The sequence below is a fragment of the Sporomusa sp. KB1 genome (assembly GCF_007830295.1).
In the GTDB taxonomy this organism is placed as follows: domain Bacteria; phylum Bacillota; class Negativicutes; order Sporomusales; family Sporomusaceae; genus Sporomusa.
Window position 1 is genome coordinate 439,808 of record NZ_VLKC01000001.1, and the last position, 16,350, is coordinate 456,157.

At 42.7% G+C, this 16,350-nt stretch carries 18 protein-coding genes; 5 read left to right on the plus strand and 13 right to left on the minus strand.

From position 1 onward, the window contains the following. Nucleotides 1-145 precede the first annotated feature (145 nt). The 6 genes from SALPA_RS01945 to SALPA_RS01970 form a co-directional block, all read right to left on the minus strand. Nucleotides 146-988: a (Fe-S)-binding protein gene (locus tag SALPA_RS01945; protein WP_145089067.1), complete on the minus strand. Its 843-nt coding sequence runs from the start codon at nt 986-988 to the stop codon at nt 146-148. A gap of 118 nt (nt 989-1,106) precedes the next feature. After that, the gene (locus SALPA_RS01950) at nt 1,107-1,736 is read right to left on the minus strand and encodes a DUF3786 domain-containing protein (protein ID WP_145089070.1); all 630 of its coding nucleotides are present in this window, start codon (nt 1,734-1,736) and stop codon (nt 1,107-1,109) included. 13 nt (nt 1,737-1,749) lie between these two features. Further along, nucleotides 1,750-2,832, minus strand: coding sequence for an NADH:flavin oxidoreductase (locus tag SALPA_RS01955; RefSeq protein ID WP_145089073.1), 1,083 nt, complete (start codon nt 2,830-2,832; stop codon nt 1,750-1,752). 424 nt (nt 2,833-3,256) lie between these two features. Next, on the minus strand, nt 3,257-3,466 hold the full coding sequence (locus SALPA_RS01960) for a hypothetical protein (RefSeq protein WP_145089076.1): 210 nt from the start codon (nt 3,464-3,466) through the stop codon (nt 3,257-3,259). Nucleotides 3,467-3,724: 258 nt separating this feature from the next. Then, nucleotides 3,725-4,207: a DUF2115 family protein gene (locus SALPA_RS01965; protein ID WP_145089079.1), complete on the minus strand. Its 483-nt coding sequence runs from the start codon at nt 4,205-4,207 to the stop codon at nt 3,725-3,727. Nucleotides 4,208-4,232: 25 nt separating this feature from the next. Beyond that, entirely contained in the window at nt 4,233-4,844 is a 612-nt protein-coding gene (locus tag SALPA_RS01970) for a TetR/AcrR family transcriptional regulator (RefSeq protein ID WP_222427821.1), read from the minus strand. Between the two features lie 252 nt (nt 4,845-5,096). Between SALPA_RS01970 and azlC the strand changes: the two genes are divergently transcribed. The 3 genes from azlC (at nt 5,097) to SALPA_RS01985 (ending at nt 6,785) form a co-directional block, all read left to right on the plus strand. Further along, nucleotides 5,097-5,813 (plus strand): azaleucine resistance protein AzlC, encoded by a 717-nt coding sequence (gene azlC / locus SALPA_RS01975; protein WP_145089082.1) that lies wholly within the window; start codon nt 5,097-5,099, stop codon nt 5,811-5,813. Next, nucleotides 5,810-6,136, plus strand: a complete 327-nt coding sequence (locus SALPA_RS01980; protein ID WP_145089085.1) for a branched-chain amino acid transporter permease — start codon at nt 5,810-5,812, stop codon at nt 6,134-6,136. The genes azlC and SALPA_RS01980 overlap by 4 nt, the downstream gene beginning before the upstream one ends. 64 nt (nt 6,137-6,200) lie before the next feature. Beyond that, nucleotides 6,201-6,785, plus strand: a complete 585-nt coding sequence (locus SALPA_RS01985) for a flavodoxin family protein (protein ID WP_145089088.1) — start codon at nt 6,201-6,203, stop codon at nt 6,783-6,785. Nucleotides 6,786-7,151: 366 nt separating this feature from the next. On the opposite strand, the gene SALPA_RS01990 is transcribed toward SALPA_RS01985, so the two are convergent. Further along, entirely contained in the window at nt 7,152-8,060 is a 909-nt protein-coding gene (locus SALPA_RS01990; RefSeq protein ID WP_222427822.1) for an AEC family transporter, read from the minus strand. A 227-nt stretch (nt 8,061-8,287) separates the two neighbouring features. Then, entirely contained in the window at nt 8,288-8,827 is a 540-nt protein-coding gene (locus SALPA_RS01995) for a DUF2284 domain-containing protein (protein WP_145089094.1), read from the minus strand. 306 nt (nt 8,828-9,133) lie between these two features. Here SALPA_RS01995 and SALPA_RS02000 point away from each other — a divergent pair, with 306 nt between their 5' ends. After that, nucleotides 9,134-10,540 carry a PLP-dependent aminotransferase family protein gene (locus SALPA_RS02000; RefSeq protein WP_145089097.1) on the plus strand — a complete coding sequence of 469 codons (1,407 nt, stop codon included), beginning with the start codon at nt 9,134-9,136 and terminating at the stop codon, nt 10,538-10,540. Between the two features lie 321 nt (nt 10,541-10,861). On the opposite strand, the gene SALPA_RS02005 is transcribed toward SALPA_RS02000, so the two are convergent. The 4 genes from SALPA_RS02005 to SALPA_RS02020 all read right to left on the minus strand — a co-directional run bounded on the left by SALPA_RS02005 (nt 10,862) and on the right by SALPA_RS02020 (nt 14,776). Continuing rightward, the gene (locus SALPA_RS02005; RefSeq protein WP_186450863.1) at nt 10,862-11,329 is read right to left on the minus strand and encodes a nuclear transport factor 2 family protein; all 468 of its coding nucleotides are present in this window, start codon (nt 11,327-11,329) and stop codon (nt 10,862-10,864) included. A gap of 105 nt (nt 11,330-11,434) precedes the next feature. Continuing rightward, complete coding sequence (locus tag SALPA_RS02010; protein WP_145089103.1) at nt 11,435-12,427, minus strand: EthD domain-containing protein; 993 nt, start codon at nt 12,425-12,427, stop codon at nt 11,435-11,437. An 88-nt stretch (nt 12,428-12,515) separates the two neighbouring features. Then, complete coding sequence (locus tag SALPA_RS02015; protein WP_145089106.1) at nt 12,516-14,432, minus strand: FAD-dependent oxidoreductase; 1,917 nt, start codon at nt 14,430-14,432, stop codon at nt 12,516-12,518. Nucleotides 14,433-14,509: 77 nt separating this feature from the next. Beyond that, on the minus strand, nt 14,510-14,776 hold the full coding sequence (locus SALPA_RS02020; protein WP_222427823.1) for a hypothetical protein: 267 nt from the start codon (nt 14,774-14,776) through the stop codon (nt 14,510-14,512). A gap of 346 nt (nt 14,777-15,122) precedes the next feature. On the opposite strand from SALPA_RS02020, the gene SALPA_RS02025 reads away from it, so the two are divergent. Next, nucleotides 15,123-15,701 (plus strand): TetR/AcrR family transcriptional regulator, encoded by a 579-nt coding sequence (locus SALPA_RS02025; RefSeq protein WP_145089112.1) that lies wholly within the window; start codon nt 15,123-15,125, stop codon nt 15,699-15,701. A 104-nt stretch (nt 15,702-15,805) separates the two neighbouring features. Here the strand turns inward: SALPA_RS02025 and SALPA_RS02030 are convergent, their stop codons facing one another. Further along, entirely contained in the window at nt 15,806-16,276 is a 471-nt protein-coding gene (locus SALPA_RS02030) for a hypothetical protein (protein ID WP_145089115.1), read from the minus strand. Between the last annotated feature and the right edge of the window lie 74 nt (nt 16,277-16,350).

The window sequence follows — 16,350 nt, forward strand, 5'->3', positions numbered from 1 at the left end:
AAGTGTACGTCCCGGTGGTTCTTTGATGGTTCCGGCCCACCAACCTCTTGTACGAACTGGATATCTTGTGTGGTCATTTCCTGCGGCAATTCTTCCGTCATGTGCCCATCTTCAGATGCAAAGCCATCAAAAGTCGCCGAACGGATTAATGTATTGGGGGCCTAAATTCACACGGAACATTGGTCTGACACAAGGAGCATCCTGCTGACGTTCCAGGCTTTCCCCCATAAGAAGCAGCTAATTTTTTCATCTCATCGCCATAAGCAAAACTTCTGCATTTTGTCTTATCATGCCCTTCTTGGGACAATGCCCCGGCGGGGCATCTTTTAATGCAGACTCCGCAAGTACCTTTACTAAAAAATAGACAATTTGCATTATAAGGTCTGTCAGTTCGGCTATCCGGCGTAAGTTTTAATCCGGTTACGACAGACAGTAGCCGGACTGCAATCCCTTTTTCTGAGATGAATCCTTCATTTAAACTAAACGTTCCCAAGCCCGCAGCATAGGCTATATGACGCTCTGACCAATTCGAACCTAACGCCAAATCAGGACCGAAAGGTTTCATCACGAACCATTTCGCAATAGTGGGTGCTACTGTTCTATAGCCCTGCTTATTTAAATAAGTTTCTATGTGTTCTGCTAGCTTTGGAAGGAACAGATGACCGAAAGAATTGAACAAAGCCCATTCCTTTGACGGCCCTTCTGTTTGAGGCCGGTTGGATATTCTAATTTTTTCATTGATTGGCAAAAGAATGCTGATCACGGTTCCTCCGGAATAGGTGCCCTGTCCAAAAGCCAATTCAAACGCTTCCTTTGGGGTAAGGTGCTCAGGATAAAGAAGCTTTTTATATTCCTCAAATAATGAATCATCAGCAGATGCGTATTGAATAAGCGGTTCATCATAATAATGATCTTTCGTTTCAGCAGACCAGTTTTCTACGCTCTCTGAAATATATCGAATAATTTCAGCTCTAATTATCTCTTTCATAAATTACTCCCCTCTCAATTTCTGATAATTGGGCAGATAACGCAACAGTGTACATACACTAATCAAGCCGCATGCAACCTTTATCCTGCTGTAATAGGTGCTGGAGATAACGGCTTGCTTACACCCATCCAGTTGTGTCTCCGGTTTGGGCGGTCATAAGCATCGCTTTTACAAGGCATCCCTCTAAAAAAGCCAGACATTCAAATTCCAAATACAATGAAGCATTTTTATCAAATAAGATCCGAACTTCGCAGGGAAATTCATCGTCTTCCTCATGATAAATAATTTGAAGAGGAATTTTCGGCAATACTTGCAGGAGCCATGAATAGCCGCCTGATTTCAGCTTGCCATTAAAAACCCCACCTAACCTGCACATTGTTTCACTGAAGGCTTCATAGTTCCCACTAAAGGTTTTACCGAGCGGATCGGTCATCCATTTTATATCGGTACTGAATATAATTTCTGTGCCGGTATGATAAGAAATCGGCACATAGGAAAATGCAGGTTCACCTGCGCCTGGGGACAATGTATAATAAGCCAGCACACTGCGGTTGTTAACATTAACCGACTTACCGTCAGTCGGATTAACGCCGCGGGAACTAATCTCATATTCTCGACCCAGAAAATTGACAGATAAGGTACCATCCGGCCGGAGCGATAGACCAAGCCGTTCGGCAACTTCTAAAAAATCGCATTTGCGCAATTGGGGAATGAGGCCTTTATAAATTTGTTCATAGCCACTACCCATAAAATACTCCTTTCTATTTTTGATTAAAAATACATCTCGTTCCGTCAAGACGAAAACATTTAGTACATGACACACATTTGGAACGGCCAAGATCTCCGCTCTGCCAGCGTTTTATCAGATCACTTTCACGAATCAACGGCCGGCAGAAGGAAAAGTATTCAATCGTAGTTTGCTTGAGAATCTCCATCAGGGCGGCAAAATCCCGGTTACCGCCCACCAGTATCACTGGTACATTGATTTCGCCGGCAATTTCCGCCGCATAGGTTCGAAAGTACGATCCCTGTTCCGCCGTAATCGTCCGGATCGTCCCCTCGCCAGGCCGCGACGAGCTTATGCCGCCGCTGACTTCAATTGCATTCACGCCGAGTTCGGCCAATTTATGGCACACATATTTGCAGTCGGCAAAGGTCAGTCCCTGCTCCATGAAATCATCACAGTTGATTTTGATAAGAACCGGATAGTCCGGACCCACCTTGTCTCTGATTGCCTGATAGGTTTCGCGAACCATTCTTGTCCTGTTCTCGATATTACCGCCATATTCGTCGCTTCTCCGGTTATAATAGGGAGTTAGGAATTTGCTTAAAAGGTAGCCATGGGCCACATGCAGCTGAACACCGTCGAACCCTGCCTTCTTGGCCCGGAGAGCCGCCTCGGCGAAAGCTTGCTGAACAAGGATGATGTCCTGCGCAGTCATTTCCTGAGGAGTGGTTTTAAAACCCAGGTCTGTCACTGCGCTTGGCCCCCACATAACTTTTCCGCTTGTACTGGGAGAAGTTTGAGAGCCAAGACTAACTATTTGAAGAATAATCTTTGCATTATACCGATGGCTCATCTCCGTTAGCCTTTTATATTCTTCGATAAATGAATCATCGTAGATGCCCATCTGACCTGGATATGGTTCTTCTAAATCACTTACATAGGTCAGACCGGTAATAATGGCGCCGACTCCGCCCTTTGCCAGATTCTCATAAATCTGAAACAGTTCTTCTGTCATATGCCCCTTTTCATCCGCAAAACCATCATGAGTAGCCGAACGGATAAATCTGTTTTTTAGCGTCATCCCTGCTAATTGTGTCTGGTCAAACAATGATTTCATTTTGATCTCACTCCTTTTGATATTTTGAACCGTTAAACTGCCTTAGGATTTCCGGCCATACATGGCACTCTTGTATGGCATATAAAAGCAAGCTTGTCATTTCAATTCGTTAATTAATAAACCCCTCTTAAGGCAACCTAACCGGGCAAAATTTTCATGCAAATAAAACAGCAATACTGGTCAGTAATAAAAATAGCAATTTCTCCAGAATTCATACGCTCACCCTCTTTACCATATTTTTTATGTTTTCAAAATACTGACCTGATTTTGGACTTGCAATCATTCCTCAATTTTCCATTAGGGCTCCACCCTTTGTCTGCTGCATCCTTTCCTGCTTTCGTCAGCATTATCTCCCGGGTACGCGAATCTTTGCCAGGGTTGACAACGATAAATCCCGCCTCAAGCAAAGGTTTCATATTACGGTTCAGAGTAGTCCGGTCAATACGCATCCTGCCAGTTCATTCATAGTAGTTGGCTTTAGCATTTCAAGATGTCGTAGAAGCGACAGCCGGGCAACGGTTAATCCGCTAGGCTTTAGTACGTCATCATAAAATTGGGTAACTACCCGAGAAGCCCGGCGGATGTTCATACAGTAACATACGCCGGGAGGTTTGGGATAAATTTTATCGTTCATGATAATTACCCTTCAGTCTTTTTGTTTATGTGTATATACGCATATTTTTGTTTATTATACTATTTTTACCTACACCGTATTAAGCGCTCCTTTTGCCCTGTCGACAAAATACCTGATAAGTCATTTGGTGTAAAGGTGTTCACTCACATTCGATTCTTCCTTGATACTATGCCATAAAGGTGTATATACACCGTTTCGGCACTACGCGCATATACACCTTTATTTCATCGTGCTTTCCCTTCACAAGGCGTCAATTATTCAAATGTATCTTAAACACTTTGCAATACAATATTCGCACAAGGACCTGTCACTCAGTATATACTTACTTTTGGCAGGACAATAATAATTATTATCTTGTTCAATGATCTTCTGATTATCGCTAAAAAGCATGCCCGGAGGATGCAGTGGTTTTCTTGCGACAAAAGTTAAATAGGTTGATATAATCCGAATATATTCCTTAAAATCGGGTTGATCAGGTATATGGTCATCCATATATTGATTGATTCGAAGAGTAAAGTCTTCAAGCTTGTTGGAATCGATTTCTTCCGACATAATGACACAGTTTCGGTTTTTGATTTCAGAGAATATCTCCAGGTTATACTTGGCAACAGATTGGATTATATATTGAGCACTTCCCAGTGGGCTCTGTTTCTCATCATATTCGTTTACCTGTGTCAAATATTCAGAATCGATGTTGTCCGCTTCTCCTTTTAATGCAAGGAACAGTTCCCAAGAATTCATAGTTCTCCTCAATTTCAAACCAATATTATAGTGAGAGACTTCCCTCAATTGCTTTCAGGTCTCTTCGGAGCTTCTCCAATTCATCAATATTTTTGCTTATTCTGTAGAATAACAGATATCCTTCATATATAGCCAAGGCATGATCGGCAATTAGGACTGCTTTTTCCTCAGATATCCCGGATCTTCTGAAGACATCGGCAAATATGCCTACAACTTTTTTTATCGATTCATAATATCTATCCGCAATATCCGGCTCCAAAAAAGCAATCTCCATGCCTAAAACAGCTAAAGGACAACCAAAGCTTTTTTTCTGTTTCGCTCTTTTTATCATATCGCCGATCAGTTTTTCAATAAAATCTTCCCATGTTCTGCCTTCTGCAGTTTTTGATATTTCGGATATTTTAATTCTGCTGTAGTAATCGGCGACTTCCATAGCCAACTCTTTTTTACTTGCGAAATAAAAATAGAACGACCCTTTCGACACACCTGCTTTACTTAATATATCATTAATTCCGGTTGCATTATATCCGTTTTGCAGGAATAAATGAGCGGCACATTCAACTAAATGTTCTTTGGTCTTTTCCCCTTTGATATTTGGCCTCACTAATCTTCCTCCATTACTTGGGTCGTAGTGCAAATCAAAAATAAACCAACCGGTCTAATTTGATAATACGGTAACCATCAAGTTTTGTCAACGAAATATTACTTCATCCTAAAAAAATATCATACTAAAATATGAAATCGTGTGAGGTCCATTATTGTATTTGATGCACTGTACTTAATCTTTTAAAAATTGCAATACATACAATTCTATTATTGATTGCATGTATTTGTAATGTTAAAATTATAAATCATAATACCATTAAGCCGTTTAGGAGCACAAGAACATATGAAAAACAAAGAGAAAATAAAGATTGCATTTTACGCCGCATTTCCGTACACAGTACCCATTTTTGCAGGTTTTTTATTTCTTGGTATAGCCTACGGGATTTTTATGAATTCTTTAGGCTTCAGCGCAATGTATCCGGTTTTGATGAGCCTGACAATATTTGCAGGCTCTATGGAATTTGTGGCGGCAAATTTATTGCTCGGAGCCTTCGATCCAATAAACGCATTGTTGCTTACTTTGATGGTGAATGCACGCCATTTATTTTATGGCATTTCCATGCTGGATAAGTACAAGGGCACAGGGAAGAAAAAATTCTATCTGATTTTTGGACTGTGCGATGAATCTTTTTCGATCAATTGCACCGCTGATATTCCGCAAGATGTGGACAAGGGCTGGTTTATGTTCTTTGTTACGTTACTCAATCATTTATATTGGGTTTTGGGAGCTGCGATTGGCGGTGTTTTTGGCTCTCTCGTACAATTCAACACCGAAGGACTTGAGTTCATTATGACAGCTCTTTTTGTCGTCATATTTATCGAACAGTGGCTGAAAGAAAAAGCGCACTACAGTGCGCTTTTAGGGCTTGGGCTTTCGCTGGCCAGCCTTATTGTTTTCGGTGGCGAAAACTTCATCCTTCCTGCTATGGCCGCAATCTTAGGAATACTGACTGCACTTAGAAACTGGTTAGAGAAAGAAGGTGCTATTGCCTCACGATGACTTTAAGCCAACAGATTATCACAATTGCTATGGTGGTTTTAGGAACAATGCTAACAAGATTTCTTGCCTTTGTCGCTTTTCCTCCCGGCCGGCCTACACCAAAATATGTACAATTTCTTGGTGCGCTACTTCCCTCTGCCGTGCTAGGCCTTCTGGTAATTTTTTGCTTTAAGAATGTGAAATTTCATACCGGCAGCCACGGTGTTCCCGAACTCATGGCCGCAGCGGTGGTGGCCCTGCTTCATATTTGGAAAAAAAACATGCTTTTTTCTATCGTCGGCGGCACATTAGTCTTTATGGTTTTGGTGCAAACAGTCTTTTAACGAACGTATGCGGAAGGGCAGCATAAACAAAAAACGCTGTATCAGCAGATAGGGAGCGAAAAAAATGAAAGCTTGTATTCTCATGGGAAGTCCAAGGAAAAAAGGGAATACCAATGCCCTATTGGAGCCCTTTATTGAAGAATTGGCGCAGCATCAGGTCGAACACGACCTAATTTGGCTTTATGACAAACGGATCGAGCCTTGTATCGCTTGCCGGGTCTGCCAGAAGGACTGGAAAATTTTTGGCTGCCGCTACAATGATGATGTTCAAGAAATTTTTGATACCATTATCGCTTGTGATGTCATTGTGCTGGCGACGCCGATCTACTCGTGGTATTGCACGCCGCCGATGAAAGCCCTGCTGGATCGCCTGGTGTACGGCATGAACAAGTATTATGGCGATAACCAGGGTCCGGCGCTTTGGGCGGGAAAACAGCTGGCGATCATCACAACTTGTGGCTACCGCCCCGAAAAGGGCGCTGACTTATTTGCGGAAGGTGTAAAACGATACTGTAAGCATTCGCAATTACAATATTTGGGAATGCTTGCAGAAAGAGATTTAGGTTATCAATCAATTTTTATGGATGCGGAAAAAGCGCAGCATTCCTGCTTCTTTGCCCAAGAGCTTTTTAAACATACCTGGAGATGAACCGGACTGTATATCTTTGTTAAACAGTTTGTACTCTTTTATAAAGTTATTGTGATGATTGATTATGAATATACTGAACCGATAATATTTGAATATTGCAAATAAACCCGTTTGATTGAGGTAGGGCATCCGGAAAAATAATGAAAAAACCGTTATCTATACTATAGTTTTTCTTTTAGGGATAACAATAATTTTAAGCATTAGCCAGTTTAAGCGCCAAAAACAAAGCACAGAAGCACCGGCCGACATATCAATCTCTCAAAATAAGAACATTTCGCTAGAATATCTCTGTCAAAAGGCAGCATGACAACCCGCATGCTGCCTTTTGTAAAGTTTTTTTACTAATGTAAGATTTGTTTAGGTGTTTCATATCCCTGCAAAATAAATAACGGCTGGAACAGTGATTACTGAAAGTATGGTAGTTAGTAGCAGACCGCTGGAAACCAGACCACTGTCCACATCATATTGGTATGCATAGATTATGGTGATGCTACCTACAGGCATTGACAGCATGACAATAAGTATAGCAAAAATTTCGGGATCGTCTATGAATGGTCTATAAACGAGACTGAGCAGGAGCGGAATCGCCAAAAGGCGAAGAAAAGCAAAAGCCCAAAGCCTGGAGGAAGCTACCAGATCGGATATTCTGGCACTTGCCAGTGAAACGCCAATAACCATCATTGAAAGAGGCCCTGTCATGTCACCTACCATTGTCGCTGTTTGTCCCATAAAGGCCGGCAGGTGAATGTCCAATATGAATACGAGCATTGCAATTAAGCTGGCGATCATGCCCGGATTTACGAACATGCTGCGGAAGTTGACTTGAAATTCTTCATTGCTCTTAGAAGCTTTGGTAAATATATAGATGCCATAGGAGTAAACCATGATGTTATTGAAAAAAACGAATACAGCACCGTATAGTATGTACTGCGTGCCAAAAATCGCTCCTATAATCGGTATGCCCATAAAGCCGAAATTTGAAAAAACTGTCATGGCATTATAGATGATCTTTTCATGTCTCGGTGCTTTCAATATCTTGGGCATAAGCAAGCCTAGAATTACGGAAGCAACATAACAGCTTATGACCAGAAGGGCGATAAAACCGATATCAGCAGGAGAACCTATCCTTTTAGCTGAAGCGACACTTGAAATGATCATTGCCGGGTTGGTAAAGTTCATGATGAGACTGGATATTTTTTTTGTGCTATTGTCATCCAAAATATTCTTTTTAAGTGCGATCGCCCCAAACAGCATGATAATAAAAAGCACAACCATTTGATTAAAGAAGACAAGATACAATGTTACATCACCTCACTCAGTCAACCTAGGGGCTTTCCATTAGAATTCAGTATTTTCATTTATTACTTTTGAACGATTAAAACGGCAGACGGGAGCACCATAACCGCAAGTTATACTGGACCGCAAAAAGGAACCCATTCGGGGGTCCCTTATAATCTGCTTGTTTTTACTTCTACGATCCAACCTTCTTGAGCCTTGCTTTTTTACTCAATAAGCAAAAAAGCATATCGATTCATAGCTTCACTATGATCCTTTAATACATGGATTGGATATCCGATATTTTTAACAGTCGAGAAAACATCGATCCCCATGGCATCAGCACCCAGACGTGCCATTTTAGGATTTTTACATTCTGCTCGGTTAACACCACAACTTTCGCACAATTCACAAGAACCAAATGATATTAAAAAGGTTTTATAATACCCTGAAAGAAATACGTCCCTTTCAAGTCCAAGTAGTTTTATAGTTGTATCTCTAATCCAAGATTTAATCTCCTCTGGTTTTTCTAACTGCTTTTCCATGTGGAACACTGCCACATCATTGTATTCAGATATCATTTTCTTACATTCTTCTATAGTCGGAACGTTGGGAGGGCACGTACAGCTTTTCCCATATGATGAACAACCGAACATACAACGAAATCGCACCCATTGGGCTACAACAATATCTTTTGCATTTATCCATTTGAAGTCAATAAAACTATCCTGCTTGAAAACAGCTTCCAGTTTTTCTTTATTGACCATTTCATAATTCCTCCATATATTACAAGCCTGATTAACTACATTACTTGATACAAGAAAAAATAACCTTACTCCGATAATATCCGGTTGTGAGATTCGTAAAATCTTGCATAGATCACCTAAATCGCATATGCATATGCGGATTGAATAATTTTAACCTATTTTATCACCCCCTTGTACATACAATCAACAAAAAAATTGTATGTGATACAATTTACTTCAAGGATGATCCGCGAGTAAAACATCATTGAAATCACATACAATAACTCATTATAATGTATGTATTCTAAACCAAAAGGTGGATATTGTATGCCAATAAATTCTTTTGATACTTACCCTATGTCTTGGAAACCGAATAAAAAAGATCTTAAGCGTCCATTTTTCTTGTCTATAGCGTCCCTACTGGAACAAGACATCACCAATGGTTTTTTGGCTCCTGGCGCCAAGCTGCCCCCCCAGCGTGAACTAGCCGATTTTCTCGATATAAACTTTACTACAATCACCCGTGCCTATAAAATCTGTGAATCCAAGGGGTTAATCTACGGCGTCACCGGCAGCGGAACCTTTGTCGCACCCAATGCGGCCCGTTCCATCATCATTTCAGCGGAAAAAATTTCACAAAACGGCATTGATCTTGCCTTTGTAGCCTCCTTTGAACAAAGCAATCATATCGTGGCTGAGATTATCCCAAAGGTTGTTAATAAAAGCTATTTGGAAAAGCTGCTTAATTACTCTGATCCGACAGGCATTCCCCATCAGAAAAGAGCAGGATTAAACTGGATGGAGCCTTTTGGCATCTGCTCTGATCCGGAACATGTGGCAATTGTTTCCGGATCTCAGAATGCCTTGGCCATTGCAGTCACTGCGCTATTTAAGTCAGGCAACCGTATCGTCACCGATTTATATACTTATTCTAACTTTATTGTCCTGGCGAAAATGTTTAACATCCATTTGGTGCCGATTGCCGGCGATCAGGATGGAATGCTGCCGGACGAACTGGAGAGACAGTGCCGACAGACGAATATCCATGGCATTTTTCTGATGCCTTCCTGTTGCAACCCTACCACCATCATGATCTCTGATGATCGCAAACGAGAGTTGACCTCTGTCATTCGTAAATATAATTTAATCCTGTTGGAGGATGACACGCATGTCTTTCTGACTGCTGGAATTATCCCGGATTATCAGCAGCCTATGTTTAATCTTTTACCCGAGCAGACCGTTTATATTTGCGGTACTGCCAAATCGATCTGTTCCGGCTTAAGAATAGCCTATATGGTATTTGGCGACGCTTTTCGTGCGAAAATTTTCAAGGCGATTTTTAGTATCAATGTTAAAACCTCTTCTTTAGACGCAGAAATTATTACAGAACTCATTCTCTCCGGCAAGGCGGCTGAAATTGCTTCTAGAAAGAAGCAGTGGGCCCAGGCCTCGAACGCTATCTACAAGGAGTATTTTTTAGAGCATGAGCTTACTGGTCATCCCCTCAGTTTTTATCGCTGGCTCCCGCTGAAAAGGCAGTACGATGCAACGCAAATGGAGTCAGATCTGGAACGGATCGGCATCAGTGTTTTTCATTCCAATCGCTTCCTGAGCGGAAAAGCCTCTTCCAACCAGTATCTGCGTATTGCTCTTTCATCTACAAATACTTTGGATGAACTAAGATTGGGACTAGAAGCTTTAAAACAGTATATTATTCGACATGATATGGAATAAAAACATTTCCTTGTCTTCTCTGGGGTACATTGGCATTCCTGTTCCTGACATGTTTTTGTCCGCCAAAACGCCAGATTTGTTCATAAATGGTTACTTTGTGGCCGGATGAAAGAAAGGGCTTAAATCAAATAAATACTCTATGAATCAAAAATGCCGCCTATAAATAAATGGTTATCTGCATTGGTGACATTACTTGGAGCCAAGGGACCGTATATCAATACAGAAAAAACGAGAGTCAGCTATAAGGCAAACTCTCGTTTTTCTGTAAAACATACGTTCTTACGGCATACGCAAGTTCTGTTTTCTGCAGCGGCCAGCAATTTACTCCTCAGATTGTAGAAGAGTTCTGGTCCAACCTTCGCGATGACCCGCCCAAATCCGTGGGGTAAACCGCATGGTCTGATACTTCCATTCGCCGTTGACCTTTACATAGTCTTCCAAATAAGCACCGGCGAGCCACATTTCCTTCTTAGTTTTGCGGAACCTATAAGGTCCTAATAAGTACCATGTTCCGGTCGCTTTGTCGCCATCCACCTGGATTCGCGGGTTAAACATGTTATGCTGCGAAAAGTCAATGGCCTCTGCAAAACCCTGGAATAGTTTACGAATTCCCTCTCGGCCTGTGCCGGTTCCCCACGTTCCAGTAGGATCTGTCCACACGCCATCTTCGACGAACAATTTCGCAACCTCGTCCGGATTGTGATCGTCGTCACAGAACCCAGCATATGTGTACTTGAGATGTTTGATCGCCTCGATGTCCAATAAACATTGTAATTCCTTCTGATCCATAGTCATTCTCCTCTCATTTGATTTATTATTTGCAAAGGCGCTTTTGGTACCAGAAGCGTCTTTGCACTACCCGTACGAAAGCTATGCCCCGCAAAAAATACGTGCCTACTCTTGGGGTTTAAGGTTCCTGTTAGTTGCAACTTCTTGTCCGCCTTTATTTACTACGTTGTAATTGATGGCAGTAAACCATTCAGATTGTTTCTTGTCTACAAACTCATCCTCAGCGGCATCAATAGTTTTATAATCGTCTCCGCTCAGATACCACTCGCATTCTGTCATGGTTCTAAACGACATCATGGACATGGCATCAACTTTCTGCCCTGCTTCCTGCCAAAGCGGATTGCTCTTGTCGGTAGGCCCCACATTTAATAAAAGGGCGTATCTGCTTACATATTTCTGCGTGTCAGGTTTGGAGTATACAAGATCTGCATGTTCCCAAAGCAAACGCTTCTGGAATTCTTCGCGAGTCCCGCCATTCCTGTAATAGAATTTTACTACAACAATGGGAGAAGGAATTTCCGGTCCAGGAATTATAACATACTCCGCCGACGCGAATACGAGAACTACGCGCAAGAATACCCGCTCATCGAATATAATCCTTTTATTATACTTGTCTGTCACAAAGAATTTTGCTGTTTCCGATAAGCTTCTATAGCAGATATGCGCCATGCCGTCCCATTTAGGACGAATGTAAGGAAGAACCTCCGCTGCCGGAGTCATGGACAACATACCATCTGATTTTAGTGGCGGTAAGTAAGGAGGCGGAAATTGTGAAGATGGTCCCCCTGTGATACGGTGAACCTGGTTGTACATCATGACGTAATCCGTACTGGGATCTTCCGGGCCCTCTTTGTGAGCAAATTTGGGACCATGAATTTTACGCCAGTACTCGTCAAAGTGTTCAAACATCAAGTTAGGATTGGACTCCAAAGCGATCTTCTCCGGATACTTATCCGGTTCAACAATCGGATTACCATTTTTGTCACTAGTGTTATTCGGGAACATCTCTCTTTCGTTCGGCGACGTGTTATCGACGCGAGTTAAGGGGAAGGGAAGACATATCAAGGGTTGCCCAGTTCCTTCAGGACGCTTATACATGATACAAAACACCTCCACGTTTTTGGATTTCTCGAAGTCTTTAGTGAGCAAGTTATTTGCTATACACAAAACCGCCTTGTCCAATTACTTACAGCTCCCGGCCGAGCTCAAAGCCCCTCGACACGGCTTCACCGGCAAGACCTACCTTGAGAGCGTCGCCTATTATCCTTACGTTGTAGCCTTCTTCTTTTAAAGCATTGGCAAATCCATTTACAGATTCTGCGCCTACCGCCAAAACGACGGTATCCGCCGGAATCTCCTCGTTGACTGCGCCGCTGACCTTAACGGCTCCGTCCATTATCTCCTTGACAGTTGTACCAGTGCAAATTCTCACTTTATTTTCAGACAGTTCTTCCAGTAGACCCCAACGCGGAACAATTATTTCATCCATGGCGATATTATCAAGCATCTCCACCAATGTCACGGATTTCAGATGAGCGGCAAGATGGTTGGCGGTCTCAGCGCCTACGCAGCCACCACCGATCACAACGATGCGGTTTCCTGTATTGACAGCCCCGGAGAGAACGCTATGAGCCGTGACCACGTTCGCCTTATCAGCGCCCGGTATTCTCGGAATGATGGGTTCTGCGCCTGTCGCTGCAATGATGATATCCGGATTCTCGGCCTTTACCAAATCGAGCATAACCTCGGTGTTTAAAGCGACGGGTACGCCGAGCTTATTTAGCTCGTTCAACTGCCAGTTGATAAAGTTGATAATCTCGCCCTTGCCCGCAGGAACAGCGCCCAGTCTGAACTGACCGCCCGCCCAGCGATTCTTTTCGTAAACCTTGACTTTGTGCCCGCAAGAAGCTGCTGAAACGGCTGCCGCCAAACCTCCTGGCCCCGCACCGATAACCATTACATTTTTGGGATTCTCAATCTTGATATCGGGATATTCGCTCTCCATTCCCAAGGTGGGATTAAGTATGCATTTGATGGGCTTGTTAAGCATCAAATTACCTATGCAACCGTGGTGGCAGCCTATGCAGGTGCAAATATCGTCGAATCTGCCTTCCTTCGCCTTGTTGGGAGTTTCGGGATCGCTGAGGGATTGACGGCCCATGGAGACCAGATCAGCTTTACCGCTGGCGAGAATTGTATTGGCAATACGAGGATCATTTACCCTGCCCACCGTAATGACGGGCACTTTGCTGACCTTCTTGACCTCGGCCGCCAGATCGGCAATCCACCCGTGCCTGCAATACTGAGAGGGAATGACCGCGTCAAAGGTTCTGTAAACGCCGGCAGTGACATGCACATAATCAATGCCCTCAGCCTCGATATACGGAATAATGGTCTTGGTGTCCTCAATGGTTCTTCCGCCAGTGACATACTCGTCGCCGGAAATGCGGTAGCCGACTATGAAATCATCGCCGCACTTTGCACGAATATCAGCGATGATTTCCAGGGCAAAGCGTATGCGGTTTTGCAGGGCGCCGCCGTAAATATCCGTGCGTTTGTTGGAGTAAGGAGACATGAATTGGGCGATTAGATATCCATGGCCGCCATGAATCTCGATACCGTCGAAACCGGCTTCTTTTGCTCTGCGGGCACAGTCGCCATACTGCGAGACGGTGAGCTTTATCTCGTCTATAGTCATCTCGTGCGGCATATCCGAACTGAATGGACACGGGATGGCCGAAGGCGCCCAAGGGGCTTGACCACATACAGCCTTGCTCGTCTGGCGGCCGCAATGATATATCTGGGCAATGATAAGGGCACCGTATTTGTGTATCCGCTTGGTGAATTCTGCGAACCCGGGTATCTGACCGTCATTCCAAAGGCCGGGAAGATTTGTAAAACCCTTGCCTCCCGGTGTAACTGCGAAATCCTCGGTGATGATCATTGCGAATCCGCCTTTTGCCTTGGCCTCGTGATAAGCAGCAAATTTTTCGGTAGCGGTACCGTCTGCATTGCAGTAATTGGTAACCATAGGTGGAACTACACAACGATTTTTGAGCGTTTTACCCTTAATAGTTAACGTACTGAACAGATTATCCAACATAAGAATCTCTCCTCTCAAATATTCATCTGCGGTAATCATAATAGGAAACGCATAAAATTTGTCGTCTTATAGATTAATTAATTTATTTCTTCTGGTGATTTCTTCCCCAAGCCGAGGGATTCGAAAAGCACTACGTATATCAGCAGTACGTAGATGAGCAAATCCATAAAGGCGAGAGCATCACCTCCAAAAGAGCCTAAAATGACTGGTTCATGCGACACATTGACAGCAAAGCCGTACCTGTTATAGGCCAGGAAACTAATAATGGCACGAACGAAGGTAATACTTACTCGTATCAAGCGATCTCTTCCTGGCTTGTCGGTAACAGGATATTTTTCGAACATTAAAGCTCGTACTAGTACCCAAAGCACATAAGCAACCCCAAATTCTGCTGGCTATTACCGTTGCTAGCGACAGTACCACATTCTCCGGATTGGCCAAGTAATGTTGAAAAGTAACCGGCCGGTCACTTATTGATATTATATCAAAAAGTAACCGGCCGGTCAACGATGAATATTCAGGTAATTAAAAACGTTTTGGTTTTGTATGATTTAGATATCAAATCCCAGGATAAACAAAAACAAGTCTAATATTGTTAACTCTAAATTTATTTTAGAAATTACTTATACTATTTTTTACTGATAGGTTATAATTAGTTTATTAATACTAGAAATAGGTGAATATTTTATTATGGCAATATCAAAAGAAAAAAGCCAGCAAATACAAGCGGAACGCCGTAAACAGATTCTTGACACGGCATTAGTTCTATTTGACGAAAAAGGATATGTTAATACACGCGTAAGTGACATTGCAGATATGATTGGGGTAAGCAAAGCTCTTGTGTTTAAGTATTTTCCGGCAAAAGTGGATATTTTTATTGCCATTACGGAATATATAGAGTCTTGCTTAATAGAAGTTTTAAGTGGCCCTACTCCAACAGATTCATTGAAAAATTTCGGACTTAGGCTTACTTCTACGACAGAAGACTATATACCACCTATGAGAATCTATATAGCTACTTTCATAAGGGGAGAGCTTCCCATAGAAATGAAGGAGAATTTTCTTCGCGATAATTTTGCAAAACAATGGATAACTCCTATCATTAAAAAAGGACAAGCTACCGGTGAATTTCGTGAAGGCGACCCGCAAGAACTTGCCGATGCCTTTTGGCTTTATATGTTTGGAGCAGTTGCAAATTATATTCACAACCGTAATAATGCAGCGTATATGCCCGATATTGATATTCCCCTTAGAATGCTGAAAAAGTAGTAGAAGAGGAAAACTACTATTTGGTTAAAGTAAAGGACGGCTCTGGATTTGTATTCTCATCCAGAGCCGTCCTTTTGCTGTTGCCTCCGATTATATTTTATCAATTAAAGTCGTGTTCTGTGGAATGTCTTCTTAAACGCTTCTTCATCCATATTTTCCATACTGCATTTCAGCGTTTCGATCATCTTTTTTTTATCTCTGCCCAAAAATCCGGCGATTGGCGTGGCGTTCAGGACGTGGTTTGCCCAGAGATACGTCCCCGGCAGATCCACGTTTTCAAGAAAAGTTTTCTGCTCCAGCAGAATCTCTTTTTCACCCGCTTCGTTAAACGTGCCGTCCTGCACTTCATCATACATGGGAGTTCCAGGAAAAACCGCTAAGGTGGTAAAGATGATGATTCCCGGCTTGATCCTGTTCACCAGACTCACTGCGTCAAGGGCACTTTTTTCCACGCCTTTGCCTTTTCCGCCAAGTCCGGGCATCAGCAGCGGATGATTCGATTGCGTGTTTGGCCATAGTGAGTCCTCCAGAACTGCGCGACCAAGACCGGTTAGATCGGCCTTTTCTGATGTCAAGCAATTTCTTCAACCGCTTAAGGATCGGTAATGCCTCCAGTCAGTAATAACTGGTATGGACACAACCTGCTTGA